Below are 22,830 nucleotides of genomic sequence, written 5' to 3' on the forward strand. Positions count from 1 at the left end.
ATGATGTTTTTTTATGCATTTTTGTCGTGTTCAGAAAAGGACGAGTTTTGTTACATCTCCTATTTATATTTAACATTCCATACCTAAATAATTTAAGATAATAAATAAGTAAAAATATTACAATATATGATATTGTTATATAATAATAGAAAAAATATTATGTGGGGGTTATTGAATTGAAAAAGTATTTAGTAGTTTTATTTGCTTTATTTTTAATCTTTAGTTTAGTTGCTTGTTCATCTGAAAGTTCGAAAACCTTAAAAGCAGAGGATCAGAATGAGGAAAAGAGTTCTGAGGACAAAGCAAAGGCAGAAGTAGAAGCCAAAGCAAAGGCAGAAGTAGAAGCCAAAGCGAAGGCAGAAGTAGAAGCCAAAGCGAAGGCAGAAGTAGAAGCCAAAGCGAAGGTAGAAGCAGAAGCTAAAGCGAAGGCAGAAGCAGAAGCCAAAGCAAAGGCAGAAGCCAAAGCAAAGGAAGAGTCAGAAGCTAAAGCAAAGGCAGAAGCACTGTTCTCAGGATACAAACTTATTGAAGTTGATGGTGGCGATTTGTCTGGATATCGTGAAACTAACGTCGTCGTTGACATTGGTTACGGGGACCGTGAATATTGGGCATTTACTAATGAATATGGTCAACTAGTACGTGTCATTGCTGACGAAATCATTATACAAGATGACAGTAACGAACCTGTCTTATCGTCTGGCAGATACTATTCTGATGAGGCAAAGGTTCCTGGCGTCGAAAGTGACGTTTTGGATGAAGGGCATATAGTTGCTGATTCTAACGGAGGGGTATCGAATGCTTATAATATTACCCCACAAAATAGTACGCTCAACCGACATGGCGATCAAGCTTATATGGAAAACGTGATCCGTAGCGCAGGTGGAGCCACTAATTTTGAAGCAATTATCACATATCCGAATACGGAAACGCAGATCCCTTCTAGTTATCAGTATACCTATACATTAATGGGTAACGAGATCGTTGATACATTTGACAATGTGAACCCTGATGAAGTAAATACATCTCTCGGTTTAACAGAAAGTGAGCCTTCTGATTCAACTAGTTCAAACACAAACGGTGATATTTCTAGTGTTGATACAAACGGTAATGGCAAGGTGACGATTAAAGAAGCAAAAGACGCAGGTTTTAGTATGCCGATAACGAGTGACCATTGGTTATACGCATATATGCAAGATAATGATGGGGACGGTATGGTAGGTGAGTAAGCCCCTAGAATTTTGAGGTAAAATAAACGAAAGATCATTTTTCTCGTTGGACGATTTATAACAATTTGCGAATGAATGTCTGTACAGGAAAAACTGAAGTTAATGGTCATATTATCTAAATTTGTATGGTGAAAATATATTATTTTTCACTAACGAGCAGTTTAGTAAAAAAAAACAGAGAAAGACGAGATTGGATAATTATTTCCAATCTCATCTTTCTCTACAGAATCATCAACCATTAACTTTAACATAGCCTTTTCCATTAAGGGATTTTAAACCTTTTATAGTTATCTTTACCTACGTCAATTATACTGAAATTGTATGGAAAATTTGTGTAGAGGAGATTATAAAAATGAATATACTACAGATGCAACAGGAAGTATTAAAAATACTTGGGACTAATTATGCTGGCATCCCCGAATGTAAATCAATCTTACGTTCGTATCAAATGTCAAGAATAATGGATGAAGTCAACATAAGTGATGCAAAGGAGTTACAAGTATTTAAATTTATGAAGGAAGAATTTCATCCTACTCTTTTCGAAATGTTTGACCAGGCTAAACCGAAAAGATTATCAAATCCAATGGTTGTCGGGAACATTTGTCACCACGTAGCTGTCTATGGAATTGACATACTTGAAAAAATTTATCCTGATTGGGATTTTTATGTCCTGTCATTTCAACAGAACCCTTGGGGAGAACACTCAGTAATTTGGGCTTATACAGGAAGTGACTATAGAGTTATTGATTTAGATCGAAAAGAATTGGGAGCTTTGTGGTGGTCAACTAATAAGCCTTTTACTCAGTATCCGAATGGTTTATACAGCAGTACAGTTCAAGTATTGGTACCTGTTACTAAAGTGACAAAAAAAGCTTTCATTAATCAAAGATTCAAGGGAATCAATGGAACAGATGGTTTTATGGTCCCGACTCAAGTCATAAACCAACTCCGCAGTAAACTAAGTTTAAGCATAAGGGCATTATAATTTGATTTTCAAAAAACTATCCCATTGGATAGTTTTTTCTTTTTTAAAAAGGCTATGTTAAAGGCAAGGATTGATTTTTCGCGAGGTGGTATTGTTTGTGAAATGTTACACTTAAACTAACGCAGCAGGTTAGTTGAAGAAGAAAGATAGAAAAAAGAACCCGATTTCTTCAAGAAACCGGGTTCTGCTGTATTGTTTATTCTACTTCTTTTAGCAATTTTTCAATTCCCACTAATCGCTCATTTAAATCGTCCACTCTTTTTTGAAGTAGTGTTGTATTTTCACGCTCGAGCATCAGCTTTTCATTAGCTCTTAGTTCATAACGCTTTAATACTTTAGAAAGAATTAGCCAAGCAATTAGAGTAACTACTAATAATGGTACCAAATCAATAAAAAAATTAAAAATTAAGCTTTGAATTAGTAAATCTGTTGTGTTATGCATTAAATAATCCCCTTTATTAGTTCTTCTTTTTTATGGTTAGAGTTGCTGAAAGTTGATGTACAATTTGTTCGTTCATTTCAAATTGAAATGAATTAAGAATGTAGTATTTAACCGCTTTGCCACTTTCTAAAATTTCCATATCACTCGAAACAATATTTGCCTCCTCTAATTTTTTTAAATGAAGGTACAGTAGTGGTCTACTTATGTCCAATTCTCTTGCAAGTTGGCTAACATATTGTTTTCCTTCAGATAGGACAGAAATAATTTTTAGCCTTTGTGGGTTAGATAAAGCCTCTAAAAAAGTAAGTAGTTGGTCTCCTGAATTAAAATGTATCATATGTAACTATTTTATTACAGGTTAAATCAGAAAGCAACCTTAATATTAGATAAAACCTAGACAGCTATGACTTATAATGTTAATTGGATTACTAGTTACTTAGTTTTTTGAATTTTTAAATTCAACTAACGGGTGCTTTAGCAAAATACGGCCATCATTTCGATGGTCTATTTTTATGTCCAAAACATTAAGTTGTTCTCAGATGTGCATTGTGAAATGTTACACTTAAACTAAAGAGCAGTTTAGTTTAATAGGGACAGTAACAAAACATCAAGAGATTGGAGTGTATTGTTTGAAAAAGATTATGCCATTTATTATACTACTTACGTTTTTCTTAGGGGCTTGTAACAAAGATGAAGTGAAATCTGAAATATATAGTGGTCGTGATTTGTCCATTATAGTTATCGGTGATATTCCCGAAGTGAGAGAAGAAAATATTACATTTACTCAAAAATCATTAGAAGATATTGCTGGAGATGTAAAGAAGACTTCAAATGAATTTGACGCAGTTTTTATTACACCTGCACATTTTTCTGAAGCTGATGACGACATATATGTGGAAACTTATCAAGGTCTAACAATTCCAACCTTTTTTATTGAATCCCTAAAAAGACATCTTCCTTTTGTGAATGAAAACCTAACATATGAAACTGCACTTGAAATTGAAGATGAAACCTCTTATGCAACTGGCTACCTAAATGGTGGAAGAGAACAAAATAAGACTGATGTTTGGCGATATGGTTTGCATAACGATGTGAAAAACGAAGTGAACATAAAAGATGTTTACACGCGGATGTTTAAAACAATTAGTGACCAAGTCCATAAATAGACAACAGAAAGGTTTTCTTATTAAACAAACGGGTGCGTTACTTAAAGATTCGGATTCCGAAAATAAAAAACTTTAATGAGCCTTACTACGAGTCTAATGTAGTAAGGCTCTAGTAGTATTAGAAGAAAATTAAATGACTGACTATATTTACAAATGGAAATCTAATGTGTGAAATGAGTTTCTTCTATTATATAAGTAGCTATAATAATTCTTCTTCATAAAAATGTCCCGTTCACTAAGTCCCAACTTGTTCATAGCCTCAGGCTGTCGACCTTCATCTTGATCCTCAATACCTACTCGTACGTATTCAAATTTTTCGTTATCCATTTTCTTACACCTCATTCAGAACTTCTTTCTATTCTTCTATCGAAAGCGTTCATAAAAGTGGGTGAAAAAAAGAGGACGTTCGAAAATGGTTTTTATAGTTTTACGAACTGTAAAAATCATAAATTATGAGTAATATAAAACAGTTCGTAAAAGTGTACTTTTACGAACACTTTGAAATAGATTAAACAGGCAAATTTTACAATAGAAGTATTTCATATGTAATAATAAACATAATTACAATTGGAAGGAGAGAAAACTTTTGAATGATTCTTCAATAGAATTTGTGCATCTAAAACAACATCCAAAAGCTTGTCCTCTATTCAGTATTTGGCTGGAATCTAATGATAAATTTAGAAAAAATAGTGGTTCTTATAAAATTCATAGAACTTTAACTGTTAAAGAAGGAGTTAATAATCCGATTCCTGATTTAGCGGATATGATAAAAGAACACCATATTTTGCCCGAAAGGCTAGACTATTTAAAGAAGAAAAAATCGATTCTTAACAAATACGACTTTAGTGAGTTTGTTAAGAGTCAAAATTTACTTCCAACGGAACAAAAAACTCAAAGAGGGAATTTAGGAGAAATAATCCTGGGTGAATACTTAGAGCGAGTAACAGATAATGAAGTATTTATAAATAGACTTCGGTATAATCCTAACGTTGAACAGTCTATGAAGGGAGACGATATCTTACTATTAAATAAAGATAATCCTTTCTTAAAAGTTTATACTGGTGAATCTAAGTTTCGCACTACTCCATCTCAGAGTGCTGTAGAAGAATTAACCAAGGAATATGGAAAACAAATTACTCGGCCTCTATCGATAGGTTTCACGACTAATTTACTGTATACAATGGGAAGATTTGAAGAGGCTGAGATGCTTGAGGAATTATCTTTTAAAATTGCTAAAGATGAAATCGACATTGTTAATATTGGTCTATTAATAAGCAATCATAATGCTGCAAAACATATTGAGAGTCATCTGGTATCAAGTAATCCGAATTTCGCTGTAATTTCGATGAATATTAGAAATCCAGATGCTTTTGCTGATCTCTGCTTTCAAACTGCTTTTCGATTGTTAGAAGGAGATGAAGATGAAGATGAAGAATAAAATCATTGAATCATACAATAAGTTCCATGAAGATGCATATTTTCAAAATTTAATAGCTCAATCTTATTCTCGCTCAACATTAAGAGATATTAATGAACCATTAGAGAATTACCCTAAATATGATGACAAATTAGATATAAAGCTATTGATGTTAGTTCAATTATATCTAAATACGGCTTTTAAAATTTCAGGTATAAATGAAGATGAAGAATTAAGTAAAATTAGAAATGATGCTTTTAAGATTTCTGCGGATCTTTTAAAAAATCTATATTATTATGGAGCGATTGCAGCAGAGAAAGAATATTATCTTTTAATATCATCTATGACGTATTATGTTACAGGTGATTTTTCGAAGTCATTTGCTTTAATGAAAAATTTTAATCAGAAAAATAAAATTTCAAATATAATAAGTTTATTTTTGAAAAAAGATTATCAAAATTTATTTGTAGAGAGTGTTTCTTTTGAAGATGTTCTGGAAAAATTAGATAACGAGGAATTTGAACAAGATACCTTTGTGTATATAAAAATTTTGACCGAAGCAATGAAAAATTACTTAAATTACCTAACTAGTGGAAATGAAAATTATATTAATAATGCTATTAATAATATTTCGGATTTGATTATATTAGCAGAGATTGATAAAGATATTCTAGCTTGGTATATTTTTAAATTACTAAAATTACTTTTCGAAAAGTTTAATAAAGTTTCATTGTGGAATGTATTACCACCTTTATTAGGCGAAAAAAATGATGTTATAGACAAATATATTTTAAGTAACTTATTTAATTTTCCAAGTATAGTTGAGTTATTCCAAATACAGATATCAGCAGTAAAAATTAGTATGAATGATTCAGGTGCCGTAATAGCTATACCTACAAGCAGTGGGAAAACAAAAATTGCAGAAATAAATATATTAAAGGCAATGATTGAGGATCCAAACGCTATAATTTTATATCTTGCTCCATATAAATCTTTAGCTTATGAAATAGAGACATCTCTTGCAAAAAACTTAACAAAACTAAATATCAATGTTTCTAACATGTATGGAGACGAAACAGAATCCCTATTTGATAATTTTTTGCAAGGAGATTCACAGGTACTGATTGTTACACCTGAGAAAGCAAAAATGATGTTACGTAACAATGAAGAAGTGAAAAGTCGAATTAAGTTAGTAATTCTTGATGAAGGTCATTTAATAGGTAAGGATCTACGGTTTACAAGAAATGAAATCTTTTATGAAGAACTAAAATATTATGTAGTTAAAATGCATGGCAAGTTTTTAGTTCTCTCAGCAGTTCTACCAAATACGGAGCATATTGCAAAATGGTTAAATGGAAATGAAGGATATGAGTATTCTTCTCTCGAATCAATGAATGAAAAAAGATTTGGTGTGTTAATTTATCAAAATAATAATGTCACTATAAAATGGAGAGGGAAAAGTAACCCTTTCAACCATAATTTTGTAGATAGTATACCTGTTTCTAAAAAAAGAATAATGCCAAAAAATAAAAGAGAAGCAATTATGCTAAGCGCAGTTAAATTTTCAAATTCTGGTAAAGTACTAATTTATTTAGCACGTAAAGATATGATAAAGGGTTATATAAATGATTATTCTATGATTCTAGATAACTTAGAAAATAACAATTGGGATAATGAAGTGGAATGGGAAAAGTATAAAATAGTTTTGAAAAATTACTATGGAGAAAATAGTGAATATGAGAAAGTCGCAGAAAAAGGTATTATTATTCATCATGCTTCATTACCAAATGATTTGCGGATGGCTACAGAAAGACTGCTTAGAAATTCAAATCCTAAAATTATTATTGCTACATCAACTTTAGGCCAAGGAGTAAATATTGGTGTTTCTACGATACTAATTGGACACTATCGTCCAGCGAAGAATCTTATATCCAAGGGTGAATTTAACAATATTATAGGAAGAGCAGGACGTTCATATACTGATATTGAGGGAAAAGTACTTTTTGCAATAGATGGAAGTCAAGGGAGAGGAAAAGTGAAATATGAAGCTAAAATTTTTGAGGAATTTATAGATGGTCCTATTGAAAAAGTAGAAAGTGGAGTTTTTTTTGTTTTAAAAAAAATATATCAACTATCTCAAGAGGCTGATATAAATTTCGAAACTTTGTTAGAATTAATATCTAGTAATGAGAATTTTGAAAATGACACTAATCTGTATTTATTAGATGATACCCTTTTAGCCTTGTTAAATGAAGAAGATTTTAAGGTAGAAAGTTTAGAGAAAATCGTGACATCGAGTTTCTCATACTTACTTGCTAAAAATAAAGCAGAAGAATTTAATGAAGAGAAATTGAAGCAAATGATTCTAACGAGAGCTCGTTTTATAAAACGTACTTATCAGGATTCTGATAAAAAAGAATTATATTTAAAGTCCGGAATAGCAATTTCATTTGTTAAATATCTAGAAAGCTTTCAAGATCTTTTAGAAAGTATATTAGTTAAAGAAAACTATCTAAATGAATTAGTCACATTATTAATTGATATTTCAAACTCGGAATTAAATTTATACCGAAGTGGTAAGAATTCATTAAATGCAGACCAAATTATTTCATGGTTATCAGGAGATAGAGTAAAAGCAGAAATATTTACTAATTTTGATTGGGGAAAGCTTTATTATGAGTTACCTTTAGTGATTAATACATTCTCAAAAATATTATTAATGAATCAACGAGAAGACTTGAGTGTGAAACTATTAGAGTTAAATGAATGTATGAAGTATGGTTTGCCTAACATTGATGCTGTTAAGTTATATTTAATTGGAATAAATTCAAGGGAAGCAGCAACAAAAATCTCAGAGAAGTATAGTAACACAATACCACTCTATGATAATCAGTTATCTCTTAAAATATTTATATTAAATGAATATGAAAATATCACAAAAGAATTTAAAGATTACGAATTTCATCCAATTATAAACTCATGGTATGAAAGTCATTTAAATGCTAAGAACCTAGGAAATGAAGAAAAGTTATTAACTATAAGGGTATTAAATGTCCCTGATGAAATTAAAAAAATGAGAGTAATAAGTACCGGGAACAGATTTTATTTAATTTCAATAGACTTCCAATTTAAACTGCAAATCGGGAAGGAAGTTTTTTCGGAATATAAATATCTTATCAATGAGTTAATATATTACTTTGAGAGACGGGATCAAAATACGTTTATTTTAAAGAAGTTTATTAAATGAAAGTTTACATTGCCATAATAGAATGATTTGAGAAATTCCTTTCTTGTTTCGTCACGATTGTAGCTTTTGAATAAAGTTTGATTAAAAAGTTCACCGTAGCCCCTATTTTATTGCAAATAAAAACCATCATTTTGAAAAAAGGATTGATCAAAATGATGGTTTATTTGAATTTAATTATCAATTTTTTATAATAAAGTTTGATCACTTCTTATAATTGCTTTTTTTATTAGTTTTTTGATACTCTTTTATCCTATTAACAAAGTTACTGTGGAAATTTCTATTGTGCGGCAATACAAGTTCCAATGATAAAGTTCTAGTGTAATCCCACCTCTTCTTATCATTTTTAAGGGTTGAAAAAATTTCCGTTACTTTTATCTTATTCAATATTAAATTCGCAGCTGTTTCCTGATCATCATTATTGAAAGAAGATTTATTGATTACACGATTACCGTGTGTCCGATTATAACCACCATATTCAACTGATGCATTGTATGCACTTATAGCATTACTCTCTAACTCGTCTAGCGTTGAAAATGATGTATTCTCTAAAGGGATTAAACTAATATTAAATTTGTTCCCTGAACGATAATCATCATATATTTCAGGAAGGTTGAATTCAACGGTTCCTTCATACCTTGCCTTATTTTCTGATGGATTTGTTACAAAGTGCTGATAAGCCCTTCCGAATACTCCTTTTGATTGTCCAATATAATAAATGTTTTTCAAACGATTATGTATGATATAAATACCAGCGAAATTCCTTATACTCCGACTCTCTCTTAAATTTTTATTTCCAAGCTCAATCAATTCTTTTGGAGTAAATTTTTTCATAATTTTTCTTAGAGAGTCTAAGTCTTTTCTTACAATTTCTTTATTTTCCTCTTGTTCAAATAGTGTTTTTTTTAGACGAACATAGGGTGGAGGTAGTTTAATAAGACCACCATAATCACAGCCATAATCCTCACTTATCTTCTTTAACCAATTAAGTTCTTCTTCTGTTAGCTTAGAATCAATATCATCACCACTAAAAACCTGCCTTATCCAATTAAGTTCATCTTCTGTTAGTGCTTTAACTGATAGTGCCACTGCTCTTTGATAAGCGATTTCCTTTTCTGTGATTACCCGAAGAATTTCTAGGGACTTTTCATTGTCCATCTCTTGTCACCTCGCCTTTTTTGTTTATAAACCTAAGAATTATTTCAAATCCTCATAATTCCCACAAGAAAGTTCTTCCTTTTAATAATCAAACTGAATTGTATTGGTTATTCAAAGTAGGTTGACATAACCACACGATTGGGAAGTTTTAAAAATAGGTTCATTATATCGTATGGTGTAAGACCCCCAAAATTTCTAAAAAAAAAAGACTGTCTATGACGGATACCTCTTCCTCATTCTGAATCCCTAACCTTAATTACACCTTCGATTTTTACATTGTTGAAAAAAAGTGGTTTATCTATATTTGATTTGATTTCAATCATTTGAAAACTCTGGTTAATTCCTCTCATACTATTCCTCTTTTATTGTTTATTTGCTATATACCAAATTTGACCATCTACCAAATTGACCTTGCAACGCCTTATTTCCGAGTAGGAGACGGTCAATATAGGCTTAGATTGTTACTATTTGCTCTTTTGAATAAGGACTTCCTTGCTTATCCATCCAAGTTGTAGTGACTTTGAATTTATTAGGAGTTTCAAAATCTACTAGAACGTGCTCCTCAAAACTCTTTCCTGATTCAAGAAACTCATAAGGTACTTTGTCTCTCCTTACAACCTCTTCGCATTCTTCTGGAATGTTGAAGTTAACATTGTAGGCAGTAGCTTTACCAGAGTTCCAAACTTTCATTTTGTACTTGCCTTTGGAAATCCTGCCAATTCGAGCTTCGACACACGCCTTAGTCGCTTCTTCACGTTCCTTTTCTTTGTCTTCTAACTCATATTTCTTGAGTTTTTCTTCTACTTCTTTGAGTCTGTCTTGAACCTTATTGGCTTTTCTTGAATCCTTGTATGAAAGTATAGATAATCCAAGTGCTACTGCAGGAAAGCCATATTTGACAAGATCAATGAAGAAATCTTTAAATTGTAACCATAGTTCTAATGAATTCATAATGCCTCCTATTTAAACTTTTTGAACATTTTTTTAATGTCTTTCTGTGCCTGCTTCATAATCTCATCTTTGAAGTCCCCAATGTTAGCGTTGATTATGTGGCTGTTCTCTTCCATGAGTTGTGCTTTTGTAGTAACTCGACCACAGTCAGAACACATTACTTCCGTTTCATCAAGAGCGTCCACCATATCAATACTCTCATCAACAGTGGAGAACTGTTCATTACCACAGACACTACACTGCATACTAATGCTCATTTCCATATTCTTCATAGTCCTAACCCCCTAAATAAATTATTACCATTTAATTCCCTTATAATTATATTCTATAACTTAAAGTAATTATTTCAAATTTTCAATAATTTTACAACCTCTTATTCAAGAATATGGGACCTATTGTATAGAACTTTTATGTGCAAAAAATCATTTAAAATAAGTGCAAATTACCAACTAAAATGACACTGTACATGTTGCTACCGTAAGTATAGATTATCCGGAAATTAATTAATTCTAGTAGATTTGGAATATATTAAGTGGTAAAATTGTCCATAGAAAGAGGCCGGGGTACCTAAAGTGCGATTAAAATTATCGTTGACGTACATATAAATTATTTTAATGCTAAAAAATTCATAAAACTTAAAAATACAATAATTATTAATGGAGGATGAGTGGAAATGAAAAGAAAAGCAAGCTACCTTTTATTTGCAATAATTACCTTACTTTATGGTTGTTCATCTGAATCTAAAATTAATTCAGTTCAAACATCTGACGAAGAATATAGAGAAATGTTTTTGAAATTAGTTAAAAGTGAAGATGAAGATTACTCAGTATCTAAAATTGAAAAGGGAATAAAACAACTTTTAGAATCAGAGAACGATGAAAGTGAAGCTTTGGTAAAACGGTATTATGAGAATCTCATTACTAAAAACGACTTTATTACACTTTTAAGTTTTACGGACGAGTTAGAAAACTTGGTGATTGATTCGAATAAATTAGAAGAAAAGGCTTCTAATTTAAATAAATTTAAAATTGAAGTCGAAAAACTTAATACTTCAACTAGCGATATAGAAAGTAAAATTAAAGATGAGCAAGAAAGAATAACGGTGTTAACTGAAGATAGCTTGTCAATAAAAAAAACTATACCCTTAAATTCAGAAGGAAATGCATTTGACTATTATGGAATTGTTCATCAAAAGTTCGATGACAATACATATTCAGTAAGTAGAAGTTTTGGTTCCACTGGGGAAGAAGCAATTTTAATTACCACTGAAAGAGTCTTTAATAAACCTTCTGAAACTTTTAAGCTACTAGTTATACATGCAGGCACTGAGAATGTTAAGTTAGAAAATGGGTTTGAAGAAGAAGTTCCTTTAATTATGGAAGTTTCACAAGAATTAAATGAAAATATTAATAGTGTGTTAGATAATGATAAACTAATTGATGAATTACATATGGAAATCGAGGGACTTAAAAAGAACTTAGATTCAACTGTTAATTCACATTCAAAAACCAAAATTAAAAATTATTTTTGGGATTATTGGTCTTTAAGTAAAGAGGTAAAGGATAATGATAAACCCATAGTAGAGAATAGCTCACCGGGTTCAAATGATGTTGAAGAGAAAGATTTAAAGGATAATGAAAATAGGAGTCATGATTCTCTAGAAAATATTGATTTTAATCAGATATTTACTGGTACTATAGCTAGCGATATTTTTGTAGACGACCTTCAGACCAACAATTCACAAAAATCGCTTGATGAGTTGGGTTATATTTTGTTCCAACGCCCATCATATTTTCAAGTTGAACCAGAAGGCATGATTTTCGATTACACTGGGCATCTTTATGTTCATACGGATGATAATTGGGATGTTAAAGGAATTGCTTTATTAGATCAAGAGGAGGATTTTTCTGAAGAACAGTATAAGATTATAAAATTTCTAATAGAATCAGTAGCTTCTGTAACTGAAAGTAAAGATACCTTAAATCACATGGAATCATTAAAGAATGGTGGAATAATTAGTATTAGTGGATTTGAAGGATCTATTCATAGGGTAGATGGTATTAACTATTTTACTTTAAAGTATAAAAAATAGAGAACTAAGTTAAATATCATAGTATTAAATGCCAGTTTAAAAAGCTGATTTCCAAAACTGGAGTCAGCTTTTTATTTTATAATTTTACAACTGAACTTTTATAATTCCGGAATAATTGCACTAAGGCTTTTGAAATTACAAATGTTCTTAATTAGTTGAACTTTTATCTACAGTGGACATCTTTTATAAGATAAAAAAACATCACATCTCCACACTGTTTCAAGTATGAGAAAGATTCAATTCCTTTTCCACCTCTGACACGACATCCTCTAGTTCTTTCCTTTTCCGTACCTGGTCAGTTTCATTTCTCCAGGTAAATTTTCCTTCCTTGAAGGAAATGTTCCAGCCCAATTTTGCAACTCCTATATACTTTTCACCATCACGTCCCAGCGAATGATAGTAATCAGATTCAATATTTTTCTCTTGTAACGCTGCGTATAACGCATAGCTATAATACTCTTGGCAGTAGCCATTAGTCGCACTATGCTCTAATAGAAGTATTTTATGCTCATCGTTATAACGAATAAATCGTTTTGAACCACATGTCTCATTTAAAATAAGTGGATATTGTATGAAATATCGACGCCAATCTTTAACATCAGATTTCTCAATAATACTTTGTAAGCTTACCTCGATATTATTCTTATCTAATACATCGAACAACTCCTTCAGATAGCACGCATTCTCCTCTCGCATCAGTCGTTTCCAACTAATATCACGGTCAAAGCCCTCCGTTAAGAAACTATAGTTTCTTCCCTTCATTAATGTATAGTCGCCAAACGTTAATAAAGTACGCGTAAAAAGATTTATATCGACATTCAGTTTTTCCAATCCAAAGATAGCAATCGAACGTTCATAGTAAAACATGAACTGTTCTTGAGTAGTTACATGTGCTTCGTCAGCCCAATTAGTAATTTCTTTCACAGATGTTACACCTGCAAAGTCGAGCAAAAATCCGATATCCCCATTGAAATATGGATAATCCTCTGCTTTTTCAAGTAATGACTTCCAGCCGGCATGGGATAACATTAGTTGTGCCTTTTTCTTCTCCTGTTCAAGTTGAGCCCCGTAGAATCCTTGGAGCTTCGTTGTAGGCTCCGCTAAATATTTGTAGAAGTCATCTACATACGGTACAAGTTGTTGGATAGCTCGCGCTGAATTCACATATTCCGTAACAGAGTTATAAAGTGTATTTTCCGTTACATTGCGAATAAATCGTATCCAAGTAATCAAAGCCTTCGTATCGATGACTGCATCTTGCGAAACATAGGACTTGAATGCAAATAATCGTAGACGCTCAGAGTATGTAATTTCTGTAGACATAGAACGACGCACCAATTGTTCTCCATCTATAATGGTCTTTGGTATATGCTCATGTTCCTTCGCAATGAATGCATCCACTGTTTTTTCCATACCGGATAACCAGGCTGTAGCGTCTAACTGTGCCTTTGAAATCTCTTCAAAGCTAACCGTATGTTCTCGACTGACAAGCATAGATACCAATTCATTATTGGCTTTATCAAGTGCAAGTTGATTTGTTACGATAACCTGAATTAGCTGCAAATATGCCTGATCATATGACTGCTTTTGGTATGTCCAGAAGAAATCAGCCCATTGATTATCCATTTTATATAGCAACTGTGTTGAAAAAGTACTTGTAATTTTATTTTGCTTCACTAGTTGCTCCAAATATGCCTGTAACTTCGCTTTGAAGTATTCAAACGGTGTTAATGGCTTGCCTCTCGCATTCATTTTAATATAAAGCGTATCCTCTAGCTGGAACGACTTTAAATCAATGAACTTGAACTGGATAGGGCATTCATTCGTCAACGTGTCATACAACGCATCCTCATACAAATTATGTATCGCATCGAGCATTACAAGCATTGCCTTCACAGTCGGATCATACATCCACGTTTCAAAGAAATTCGAAGAATTTTGAATTTCCTCGCTAATTGTTTCCTTATCGAAATCAAGGTCTTCTAGCTGCATAAGTAAACGACAAAATGCTTTACTACTGCTGCGCGTTTCGTAGGAGAAACTTGCTAAATTACCCCGAGCTTCAGCCATTCTTCCTTCGCGCATTGCACTATACCAATGCAAAAGATACAGTGTGGTTAAGCGTTGCTGACCGTCTAAAGGTGCAAACACACCTTGTGCATTTACCGTTCCATAAATGAAATCCAACTCAATCGTATTCTTCGTTTTAAGGCTCTTAAATAATACATTTAAAAAGCTCTCACGTACCTGCTGAACATCCTTTGTTTGGCGCCCCTGCACATAATCACGCTGGATAATCGGAATCTCAATTCGTTCAATTTTCTCGACTTGAATAAGTTCCCAAAATGTAAATGTCTTTGCTTCGGTCATGCTTGCACACTCTCCTTCACATTTGGTAACACGGTCCTAAGTGTCTCAACAAGTGCATTTACATAATGCTCCCGGTCGCTCTTACCCCAGTAATTCATTTGTGTCACATCAGGATTGTAGTATTTTAAGAAGACGTTTCTCGTGCATACTGGAATATAAACACCCGTTTTATCACGCTCAATTAGGATTTGGCGTTTTTTAGGAAAAATCGCATTTTTATACGAGCGGTTCGTGCTAGCATCAAGTAACGTCAGATTCGAAATACTGTTCGTCTCATCGTCTCCAAATTCGTCTAATGTACGTTCAAATAATTCTTCAAATAGCTCCTTATCATAGGCTGCTAGAAATGATTCAATAGCTTTACAAAGCTCAACATCTTCCACATGAGGAAGTGCTTCTTTCAAGAACTGGCACTGTGCATCCTGTTTTTGTGGCATCTCAGATTTCACCGCATGAATATGCTCGATATCCCATTTTTCCTTCTTGTAACGTTCAAAGTGAAAGCGCTGGTTCGATAACGCATCGTTTTGTAGCGTCAAGATATTAAAAAGTAGAAGCACTTTGCGTAACTGTTTTTTATCCTCATATGTTAATCCTGCAACATCCACATCATCAAAGGAGTTACGAATAATTCCCTTTAATATCTCAACAAAGGCATCTTTCTTCACATTGTTGGACTCCAGAATGATGCTATCCATCGACACATTCGTTGCACGCAGGTACCCAATGTAATGATAAAGCTCTCGATTTTGAGACCACTCGGTCACCTTCATATAGAGCCGGTGAATATCCAGCCAAATTGATTCAATGATGTCATAATTTGATTTACCCTCTTCTGACTGTTTCTGCATCCAATCATTAAACACATGGAAGGTATAGTAAGGAGTATTCTTTTGCACGCTCGTTTTATAATGAGTGACCACCAGCTCAAATAACCACTCAATGCGGTTCTGATAATCCTTATCCGTATCATTTTGTAAGAAGTACCATAGCTCATCATCTTGTAAGGCATATTCAATACGATCCCATTCATTGGCAATCTCAATTTGCTTTAGGCGTACAACATCCTCGTCATTATCATGACGACTTAAATGATTCTTGCTCAAGAATAACGCTTTAATCAACTCGGCATTCGTAAGTGGAATTTTTCCAATATTGATACGCGAGAAAATATCAATCACATCATACGAATCATCAACCTTGTACCAAAGCACTTTCACTTGCTCACGTAATCTCTGCGCTATATACATGACAGCCTGAGGTTTATGCTCTGCAAACCACGTCTGAATCATTTCATAGGCTTCAAACATATGATGAAAATCTATGTTATTATCCTTCAAGACCTCGGAGGCAGATATATCCGCTAAGAAATCTGAACTCTTTGGACGGGTCTCATAATAAATTGAAAAAGTATGATCCACTAAGAATGGAATCTGTTTCTTTATGTACTGCAACAGAATTGAAATTGTTGTTAAACGCTGTTGACCATCAATTACTTCCCAAGAGTCTTCATTCTTCTTCACTATAATCGGCTGAAGCCAATACACATCATCTTTTGCTGGATCCTGCTCATGAAACTCCCACAAATCATCCAATAACTCCCTAACCTGTAACTTTGTCCAACGATATCCACGCTGATATGAAGGAATATAAAACTTTTCCTCGGACTCCATTAAATCTTGAATTGTTTTTTCTTGTAGAACTGTCTCCAATACCATCACTCCATTTAATAGAATTATATTTTAATAAAGCATGTTTAGGGTGTGCTAGTCACTAACTCAACCTTTAGAGTGCTCGTGCAATATGGATAATTACTACACCCGTAGAAGGAACCGTACTTCCCTTTTCTTCTATGCATATATCCCTTACAGTTTGGACAGATAACTTGGTCTTTGATAAGAGTAAGGTCTTTAAAAGACTGAGTACAGTTGGGAAAGTTGGTACAGCCTATAAAATTTTGATTGCTCGTTTTATTTTCACGGATAATCAAAGTCCCTGTTTTGCAATGTGAACATTTTGGATATTGGCGAATCGATTCTTCGTTGGTTACTACTTGGAAAGGAATACGTAGTTCTTTAACGAGCTCCTCCACGAAAATGGATGAGTTTTGCTGCGGTGCAATTAAGTACGATTTATTTCTTGTGCGTGTAATTGCGACGTAGAAAAGTCTTCTTTCTTCTGCAAAAGGAAAATCATCTGAATCTGTTAATACATAACTCAAGATAGAATCGTCAGAAATTTTATTAGGAAAACCAGAAGTCTTATTTTCTAAATTAATAACAATGACGTTATCGGCTTCCAATCCTTTAGAACGATGGACAGTTAAAAATTCAATAGCCATTTTGGGGTGTTTCTTGTATTGAATGATGGTTTTTGTTTCTATCTGACGTGTTGTAAATAAATGATTTTCGAGTTGTTCGATTCTGTTTAAATCGTAATTATTTCTTCCTAATATTAATACGGTTGAGTTTTCACCGTGATGGTTTAAAATGTCTTGCAATGCTTTTTCAAAAGCCAAAGAAAAGTTCTTATCGAATCCGTAAATTACAATGGGTTGCTCTAAGAACTTCGGTGACGTCAGTCGCTTCTTAAACTGATTTTTATTTTCCATAACAAAACTTCCTGCAGTGTTGACCAAATCTTGCGAGTTGCGATAGGTTTTTTCGATTTTTAATTGTTTAGTAAATCCAAAAAATCGTTCAAAATCTATAAAAAGTTGCAAATCACTTCCTGCAAAGCGATAGATTGATTGCCAATCATCCCCAACGCACATGATTTTAGCTTGAGTACGATCTCTTAATGCTTTAATCAATTTGAATCGGGAAAAGGAGATGTCTTGATACTCATCTACTATAATGTACTTATACATTGGGTGTTTAACTTGGTTTTGCTCAATGAGCGAAGTTGCCTCGTTTATCATATCGGCAAAATCAATAGCCTCGGATACTTTTAATTCAGCTTGGTAATATGTGAAAATAGATTCAATAATCGAAAGTAACAAGAGATTTCGATCTTTCATAAATAAGTGTGCCTCGTTTTTAAGTATTTCGGATCGAATTCCTTTAAAATCATCTGCTGTATTGCCCATGGATTTAAATAAGCCAATAAAGGTTTGAATCAGTTTAATAATTTCCCCAAAGTCACGATCTTTCTCTTTTTGTGTTATATATATCTGTTTATAGATATCTTGTAGATTGCGAGGTTGAATTTTCACGCCATTTTTCTTTAATAAAGACTCAAGCTTGTAAAGTAAAACACCATTTTTATTGTAATATGAATAGGTTTCTAATAATTTTGTTTGGTTAGATGCATGGAATTCACGTTTCCATTTCATACCTTCTAAATACTTATCTTCTTCAATAGAAGACAACCAGGGGGTTCGGTTATTTTCAGATATCCCAAAATGCTCAAGATATATATCGTATTCAAGCAAATAAAAGTCTGGTTGATAGCGTTTTCGGTAAGGATCTGGGCTTGGGTAAGGGTAAATCTTTTCATATTCATATTCAATTCCGTTTAGATATAAAAAATTGGCGATTATGACTTCTTCAATGCTTTTTACTTCTTCTCCTGCAATTGTGAACTTATCTTGCTTTAAAGCATTAATATCTTTTTCAAACTTTGACTTAATAGTCTCTAAGCTTGTAGTTTTTTGATGAGTATATAAATCTCCTAAGTTATCATAGTCCTCATAGTCCTGTGGAACGTTAATGTAATAACTAAAGAAATGTATAACTTTACCCATTAATATTGGATTGGTTAGAATCTCACGCTCAAAGAAATCAAGTATATTTTTTCTAAGCTGATCACTTACGTTTGGGTGTTGTTCACGTTTTTGTGTAATCATCCGAAGACCTAATTTATGAAAGGTCATAGATTCAACGGGAATATTCATTTTGATTTTAATTCTGTCTTCCATTTCTGTTGCTGCTTTTTTCGTATAAGTTAAGAGTAAAATCTCATCGGGTGAAACCTTTTTTTGTTCCACTAAGTACTTTACTTTTCCTGCAATTGTCAACGTTTTTCCACTTCCTGCACCCGCAAGAATTAAATTATTTGATTCATCTATCACGACAGCTTTTCTCTGCTGATCATCAAGGGACTTTCCATCTATATTGGAGAAGAAAGAATCGTTTTGCTTTAGTTCTCTTTGAACATATTCTTTATTCCATTTCACAATGCGTTTATCTAGGTGAGAATATACTTGATTAAACTGATTCAAGGTGTTACTTGAAGAGTTTTTAATACAAGACTCATAGAATACTTTGTATTTCATCATTATTTCTTTTCTCGATGTGTCTGTAAAATATTCTTTTTTTCGATTTTCAATTTCCTGTAAAAAGCTTAATGCAATTGGTATTTGTTTTTTTAACCGTTTCTTTTTAATTAGACTAATAAAGAGATAGCCTATTAAGATAGTAAATACTAGTAAAAATATCTCCATTGTCCATCTCCCGAAAAATATGTAATTTAGTTTATTATATAATCTACTTATAAGTGAAATTACTCAAAATATTCCAATATTAATGTGATAATATTATCACAATACTCCCTCATTGTGGAAATATAAAATTTAATATCTAGAGAGTAATGTAGTAGTTTATAAAGTTCAGATAAATAAAAAATGGTTTCTTTTTGAGTGACAAAAAACTAAGATAGAATGGATAATTAATTGAAACACTAAGGTACAAATGAAAAATGCCTTACATCTTTTAAAAAGGTGCAAGGCATTTAACTATAGGTTAAACATTCATGAGTTTGACTACTTGGCAGCTTCTTCTCTATACTCAACGCTCTTTAAAAATTCCCCTACTCGTTCTTGTGATTCTTCAAGTGAGGTCGGATTTGCACTTCATATTTTTCTAGCAAGGTAAACAACTTCCCATCAATTTCTTTTCCTTCATTTGAAACTCTTTTCGTACTTGTTTCAGTGCGTCTTTTGGCTGAAATGGCATGATAAAAATCCTCCTCAAAACTTGCTTGGCGTTTTATTATCTTAGTTTATGACTTATACAAGTTGATCTTGATCAACTCTATTAGTTGATCAATCTCATCTTTCTTATGAATTTTAATATCCGGTACATTTACATCTTTGCCTAAATCAAATCCCTTTTTCTGTAAAAGTTCGCGATTCAAAATACTATTAAAAATCACAACATGAATATGGTCATGGTTTCGTCTAGGGGCAGCAGATAATAAGCGCTTTTTTGGTTTACTGGAAAAGTAATAATTAAGAACCCCATATCCCTTATTTGGTGATGGGTGTTCACTTATTAATTTAGCAATTTCATCTTGTATTAAACGTTCCTCTAAATACTCCATCAATATTTCAGAATTTTTTGTTGCCTGATAAATCTTTTTTGTTTCAGAAGAATTCCAACGGATGTTATATAGCATTAATTTGTACCTCCAATTAATTTATACAAGCCTCTTCCGATTCTTTCAAAATCATTATAAACAACGGCATGATGTTTAGCGGCATTTATACAACATTTCGATACAATGTGAGTTCGAATAGTTGATTCTGAGTATGTAGATTTCCCTTGTCGCATAGTATCAATTACTTCTCGAACTATAAACTCGTTACTCCCCTTCTCTTGTATGATGTGGCGAACTGCCGATAATATTTCATCCCTGCAAGTTAGACTTTTCTTTGGTAGGGTAGATATGAAATTATTTGAGTTTGTGCTTCTGTTCGTATGCGTCAAGTTTCTTTTCCCCCTAGAAATATTCCAAATTGGTTTTAGCTTCATGATTAATTCTCTTTCAACTTCAAACCTATTATTCGTTTCGTAAAAGTAAATCTTAACTTTTTCGTTAGCAACTTCATAGATTTTATTATTGATTCTACAATTAGTCGATTGTCCACCAATAAAACAGTTTCTAGGTGAAATATTTCCATAACCTGAATTAAATCGTTTCGATAGATTCTCACATTCCCCCAGATATGTAATATCATCATTTATCTTTAGTAGATAAACGCCTTCTTTTATAGACTTTGTGGAAATCGTGAAACTGCAAAATGGACCTTGCCCATACTGATGTAAGGCAAGACTTTCATTATTATTAAACATATTTTGAGGAAAAAATGTTTGAATTTCATCATGAGAATTTTTCTTTGGTGTTATAAAACAAATAAAGTTAAAGCTAAAATCACTGATTTGTATAGTATCCACTTAATTTCCCTCCTAAAATTGAATATTCTATCTTAGTCAATTCAGAGTAGCACATCCAAATTAATACAGATAGGTATCGGAGTGTTGTGTTTGATTGCTGTGTGTGTACCATTATCGCTTTATAATGTTCTTCTCGCAGGAAAAGGAATAAACAATAACCTACAATTTAACAGTGTATATTTTCTTGTTTTAGTACTACAATAAGAACAAGTGTTCTTGAAGGAGGGATTAAAATGTATGAAAATATGCCAAATAAGCAGGTTGCCTGTATAGATATGAAAAGCTTCTACGCCAGCTGCGCGGCTGCTGATCAAGGTTTAGACGTGTTGAAAACACCTATTGCTGTAGTCGGTAACTTGGAGCGAAAAGGGAGTATCGTTTTAGCTGCATCTCCACTGATGAAGAAAATGGGCGTCAAAACAGGGACTAGACTATATGAAATTCCTGATCACCCATCTAATGTGTTAATTGAACCCAAAATGGATTTTTTCGTTCGTATTTCAATGGAAATTGCCCGATTACTGGGTGAATATGTACCGAAAGAAGCGATTCACGTCTATTCAATCGACGAAATATTTTTTGATTTAAAAGGGACTGAGCATATTTGGGGACCTATAGAAACCACAATTAAACGAATACAAGATGAATTAATGGAATTGTTTCAACTTCCTTCAGCGGTTGGTATGGGACCCAACATGTTAATGAGTAAATTGGCTTTGGATTTAGAGGCGAAAAAAACAGGGTTTGCAAAATGGGAATTTCAAGACGTGCCAACCAAACTATGGCCAATTAGTCCTCTTAGTGACATGTGGGGAATCGGCTCACGTACTGAAAAGACGTTGAATTCCATGGGAATTTTCTCTGTAGGCGATTTAGCACATACGGATTTGAACGTGTTGGAAGAAAAGTTCGGCATTATGGGGAATCAACTGTATCATCACGCATGGGGAATTGACTTGTCTGAAATGGGTGCACCACTTATCGAAGGTCAGGTTAGTTATGGAAAAGGACAAATTTTATATCGGGATTACAACACAAAAAAGGATGTAATGGCTGTAGTTCTTGAAATGTGTGAAGATATTGCTCGTCGTACACGTGAAGCTGGCAAAGCAGGACGTACAGTCAGTCTGAGTATTGGGTACAGCAAAGACGCTTTTGGCGGTGGTTTTAGTCGTTCACGATCCATAGTTGAAGGGACGAACGATACGATGAAGATTTATCGTGTGTGTAATGAACTCTTTGATGAATTTTATGACGGACGCCCTACACGTCAAATATCTGTGTCCATTTCAAAATTAGAAGATGAAAACAGCATGCAACTTAGCCTTTTTGAAGCCAATAAGTGGCGTAACCGGAAATTAGGATCTGCGATGGATGCGATTCGAAGTAAATATGGTTCCACTGCACTATTAAGGGCTGTATCCTACACAGATGCAGGTACAGCACGCCAACGAGATAAATTAATTGGCGGTCATAAAGCAGAATAAAATCATTGCAACTAAATCTTACTGCGTTTGTTAAGTATCGATAATGAAGATAAACGGAATAAAAAAACACCTTCAGCATAAATTTGCAGAAGGCGTATTTTTTCAATCTAAGTAAA

The 22,830-nt window shown here is 33.0% G+C and carries 18 protein-coding genes; 7 read left to right on the forward strand and 11 right to left on the reverse strand.

The genetic code is table 11. From position 1 onward, the window contains the following. Positions 1–176 precede the first annotated feature (176 nt). A complete protein-coding gene (locus E2636_RS18625) occupies positions 177–1,226 on the forward strand; it encodes a DNA/RNA non-specific endonuclease (RefSeq protein WP_243840799.1) in 1,050 nt (349 codons plus the stop codon). Between the two features lie 352 nt (positions 1,227–1,578). After that, positions 1,579–2,211 (forward strand): hypothetical protein, encoded by a 633-nt coding sequence (locus E2636_RS18630; RefSeq protein ID WP_134211883.1) that lies wholly within the window; start codon positions 1,579–1,581, stop codon positions 2,209–2,211. Positions 2,212–2,407: 196 nt separating this feature from the next. Here the strand turns inward: E2636_RS18630 and E2636_RS18635 are convergent, their stop codons facing one another. Further along, positions 2,408–2,653 (reverse strand): hypothetical protein, encoded by a 246-nt coding sequence (locus E2636_RS18635; protein ID WP_134211884.1) that lies wholly within the window; start codon positions 2,651–2,653, stop codon positions 2,408–2,410. A 16-nt stretch (positions 2,654–2,669) separates the two neighbouring features. Next, positions 2,670–2,990, reverse strand: coding sequence for an ArsR/SmtB family transcription factor (locus tag E2636_RS18640; protein ID WP_134211885.1), 321 nt, complete (start codon positions 2,988–2,990; stop codon positions 2,670–2,672). Between the two features lie 304 nt (positions 2,991–3,294). Between E2636_RS18640 and E2636_RS18645 the strand changes: the two genes are divergently transcribed. Next, positions 3,295–3,819, forward strand: coding sequence for a hypothetical protein (locus E2636_RS18645; RefSeq protein WP_208324215.1), 525 nt, complete (start codon positions 3,295–3,297; stop codon positions 3,817–3,819). Between the two features lie 147 nt (positions 3,820–3,966). Here E2636_RS18645 and E2636_RS18650 read toward each other — a convergent pair whose 3' ends face one another. Then, positions 3,967–4,146 (reverse strand): hypothetical protein, encoded by a 180-nt coding sequence (locus tag E2636_RS18650; RefSeq protein WP_208324216.1) that lies wholly within the window; start codon positions 4,144–4,146, stop codon positions 3,967–3,969. A 259-nt stretch (positions 4,147–4,405) separates the two neighbouring features. Here E2636_RS18650 and E2636_RS18655 point away from each other — a divergent pair, with 259 nt between their 5' ends. Both E2636_RS18655 and E2636_RS18660 read left to right on the forward strand, forming a co-directional pair. Next, positions 4,406–5,257 (forward strand): Hachiman antiphage defense system protein HamA, encoded by an 852-nt coding sequence (locus tag E2636_RS18655; protein ID WP_134211887.1) that lies wholly within the window; start codon positions 4,406–4,408, stop codon positions 5,255–5,257. Next, a complete protein-coding gene (locus E2636_RS18660; protein WP_166669612.1) occupies positions 5,247–8,483 on the forward strand; it encodes a DEAD/DEAH box helicase in 3,237 nt (1,078 codons plus the stop codon). The genes E2636_RS18655 and E2636_RS18660 overlap by 11 nt, the downstream gene beginning before the upstream one ends. A gap of 201 nt (positions 8,484–8,684) precedes the next feature. Here the strand turns inward: E2636_RS18660 and E2636_RS18665 are convergent, their stop codons facing one another. The 3 genes from E2636_RS18665 to E2636_RS18675 all read right to left on the reverse strand — a co-directional run bounded on the left by E2636_RS18665 (position 8,685) and on the right by E2636_RS18675 (position 10,861). Next, entirely contained in the window at positions 8,685–9,638 is a 954-nt protein-coding gene (locus E2636_RS18665) for a GIY-YIG nuclease family protein (protein ID WP_243840800.1), read from the reverse strand. 453 nt (positions 9,639–10,091) lie between these two features. Next, on the reverse strand, positions 10,092–10,589 hold the full coding sequence (locus tag E2636_RS18670) for a DUF8453 domain-containing protein (RefSeq protein ID WP_134211889.1): 498 nt from the start codon (positions 10,587–10,589) through the stop codon (positions 10,092–10,094). An 8-nt stretch (positions 10,590–10,597) separates the two neighbouring features. Further along, positions 10,598–10,861, reverse strand: coding sequence for an ECs_2282 family putative zinc-binding protein (locus E2636_RS18675; protein ID WP_134211890.1), 264 nt, complete (start codon positions 10,859–10,861; stop codon positions 10,598–10,600). A gap of 401 nt (positions 10,862–11,262) precedes the next feature. Here E2636_RS18675 and E2636_RS18680 point away from each other — a divergent pair, with 401 nt between their 5' ends. Continuing rightward, positions 11,263–12,681 (forward strand): hypothetical protein, encoded by a 1,419-nt coding sequence (locus E2636_RS18680; protein WP_134211891.1) that lies wholly within the window; start codon positions 11,263–11,265, stop codon positions 12,679–12,681. A gap of 219 nt (positions 12,682–12,900) precedes the next feature. Here E2636_RS18680 and E2636_RS18685 read toward each other — a convergent pair whose 3' ends face one another. The 5 genes from E2636_RS18685 to E2636_RS18705 all read right to left on the reverse strand — a co-directional run bounded on the left by E2636_RS18685 (position 12,901) and on the right by E2636_RS18705 (position 21,227). Then, positions 12,901–15,051 (reverse strand): DUF262 domain-containing protein, encoded by a 2,151-nt coding sequence (locus E2636_RS18685; protein ID WP_134211892.1) that lies wholly within the window; start codon positions 15,049–15,051, stop codon positions 12,901–12,903. Then, on the reverse strand, positions 15,048–16,763 hold the full coding sequence (locus E2636_RS18690; RefSeq protein ID WP_166669613.1) for a DUF262 domain-containing protein: 1,716 nt from the start codon (positions 16,761–16,763) through the stop codon (positions 15,048–15,050). Before E2636_RS18690 ends, E2636_RS18685 begins: the two co-directional genes overlap by 4 nt. 44 nt (positions 16,764–16,807) lie before the next feature. Then, positions 16,808–19,495, reverse strand: a complete 2,688-nt coding sequence (locus tag E2636_RS18695; RefSeq protein ID WP_134211894.1) for a UvrD-helicase domain-containing protein — start codon at positions 19,493–19,495, stop codon at positions 16,808–16,810. 557 nt (positions 19,496–20,052) lie between these two features. Further along, positions 20,053–20,448, reverse strand: a complete 396-nt coding sequence (locus E2636_RS18700; RefSeq protein ID WP_134211895.1) for a hypothetical protein — start codon at positions 20,446–20,448, stop codon at positions 20,053–20,055. After that, on the reverse strand, positions 20,448–21,227 hold the full coding sequence (locus E2636_RS18705) for a GIY-YIG nuclease family protein (protein ID WP_134211896.1): 780 nt from the start codon (positions 21,225–21,227) through the stop codon (positions 20,448–20,450). Before E2636_RS18705 ends, E2636_RS18700 begins: the two co-directional genes overlap by 1 nt. Before the next feature lie 233 nt (positions 21,228–21,460). Here E2636_RS18705 and E2636_RS18710 point away from each other — a divergent pair, with 233 nt between their 5' ends. Then, positions 21,461–22,714 carry a Y-family DNA polymerase gene (locus tag E2636_RS18710; protein WP_134211897.1) on the forward strand — a complete coding sequence of 418 codons (1,254 nt, stop codon included), beginning with the start codon at positions 21,461–21,463 and terminating at the stop codon, positions 22,712–22,714. The last annotated feature ends 116 nt before the right edge of the window (positions 22,715–22,830 follow it).

Origin of the sequence: Paenisporosarcina antarctica (assembly GCF_004367585.1) — a bacterium.
Taxonomy (GTDB): Bacteria; Bacillota; Bacilli; order Bacillales_A; family Planococcaceae; genus Paenisporosarcina; species Paenisporosarcina antarctica.

Excerpts from the sequence above, each read along its gene's own strand:
- E2636_RS18630 (WP_134211883.1), top strand. The coding sequence starts at position 1,579 with ATGAATATACTACAGATGCAACAGGAAGTATTAAAAATACTTGGGACT.
- E2636_RS18635 (WP_134211884.1), bottom strand. The coding sequence starts at position 2,653 with ATGCATAACACAACAGATTTACTAATTCAAAGCTTAATTTTTAATTTT.
- E2636_RS18640 (WP_134211885.1), bottom strand. The coding sequence starts at position 2,990 with ATGATACATTTTAATTCAGGAGACCAACTACTTACTTTTTTAGAGGCT.
- E2636_RS18645 (WP_208324215.1), top strand. The coding sequence starts at position 3,295 with ATGCCATTTATTATACTACTTACGTTTTTCTTAGGGGCTTGTAACAAA.
- E2636_RS18650 (WP_208324216.1), bottom strand. The coding sequence starts at position 4,146 with ATGGATAACGAAAAATTTGAATACGTACGAGTAGGTATTGAGGATCAA.
- E2636_RS18660 (WP_166669612.1), top strand. The coding sequence starts at position 5,247 with ATGAAGAATAAAATCATTGAATCATACAATAAGTTCCATGAAGATGCA.
- E2636_RS18665 (WP_243840800.1), bottom strand. The coding sequence starts at position 9,638 with ATGGACAATGAAAAGTCCCTAGAAATTCTTCGGGTAATCACAGAAAAG.
- E2636_RS18670 (WP_134211889.1), bottom strand. The coding sequence starts at position 10,589 with ATGAATTCATTAGAACTATGGTTACAATTTAAAGATTTCTTCATTGAT.
- E2636_RS18675 (WP_134211890.1), bottom strand. The coding sequence starts at position 10,861 with ATGAAGAATATGGAAATGAGCATTAGTATGCAGTGTAGTGTCTGTGGT.
- E2636_RS18680 (WP_134211891.1), top strand. The coding sequence starts at position 11,263 with ATGAAAAGAAAAGCAAGCTACCTTTTATTTGCAATAATTACCTTACTT.
- E2636_RS18685 (WP_134211892.1), bottom strand. The coding sequence starts at position 15,051 with ATGACCGAAGCAAAGACATTTACATTTTGGGAACTTATTCAAGTCGAG.
- E2636_RS18695 (WP_134211894.1), bottom strand. The coding sequence starts at position 19,495 with ATGGAGATATTTTTACTAGTATTTACTATCTTAATAGGCTATCTCTTT.
- E2636_RS18700 (WP_134211895.1), bottom strand. The coding sequence starts at position 20,448 with ATGCTATATAACATCCGTTGGAATTCTTCTGAAACAAAAAAGATTTAT.
- E2636_RS18710 (WP_134211897.1), top strand. The coding sequence starts at position 21,461 with ATGTATGAAAATATGCCAAATAAGCAGGTTGCCTGTATAGATATGAAA.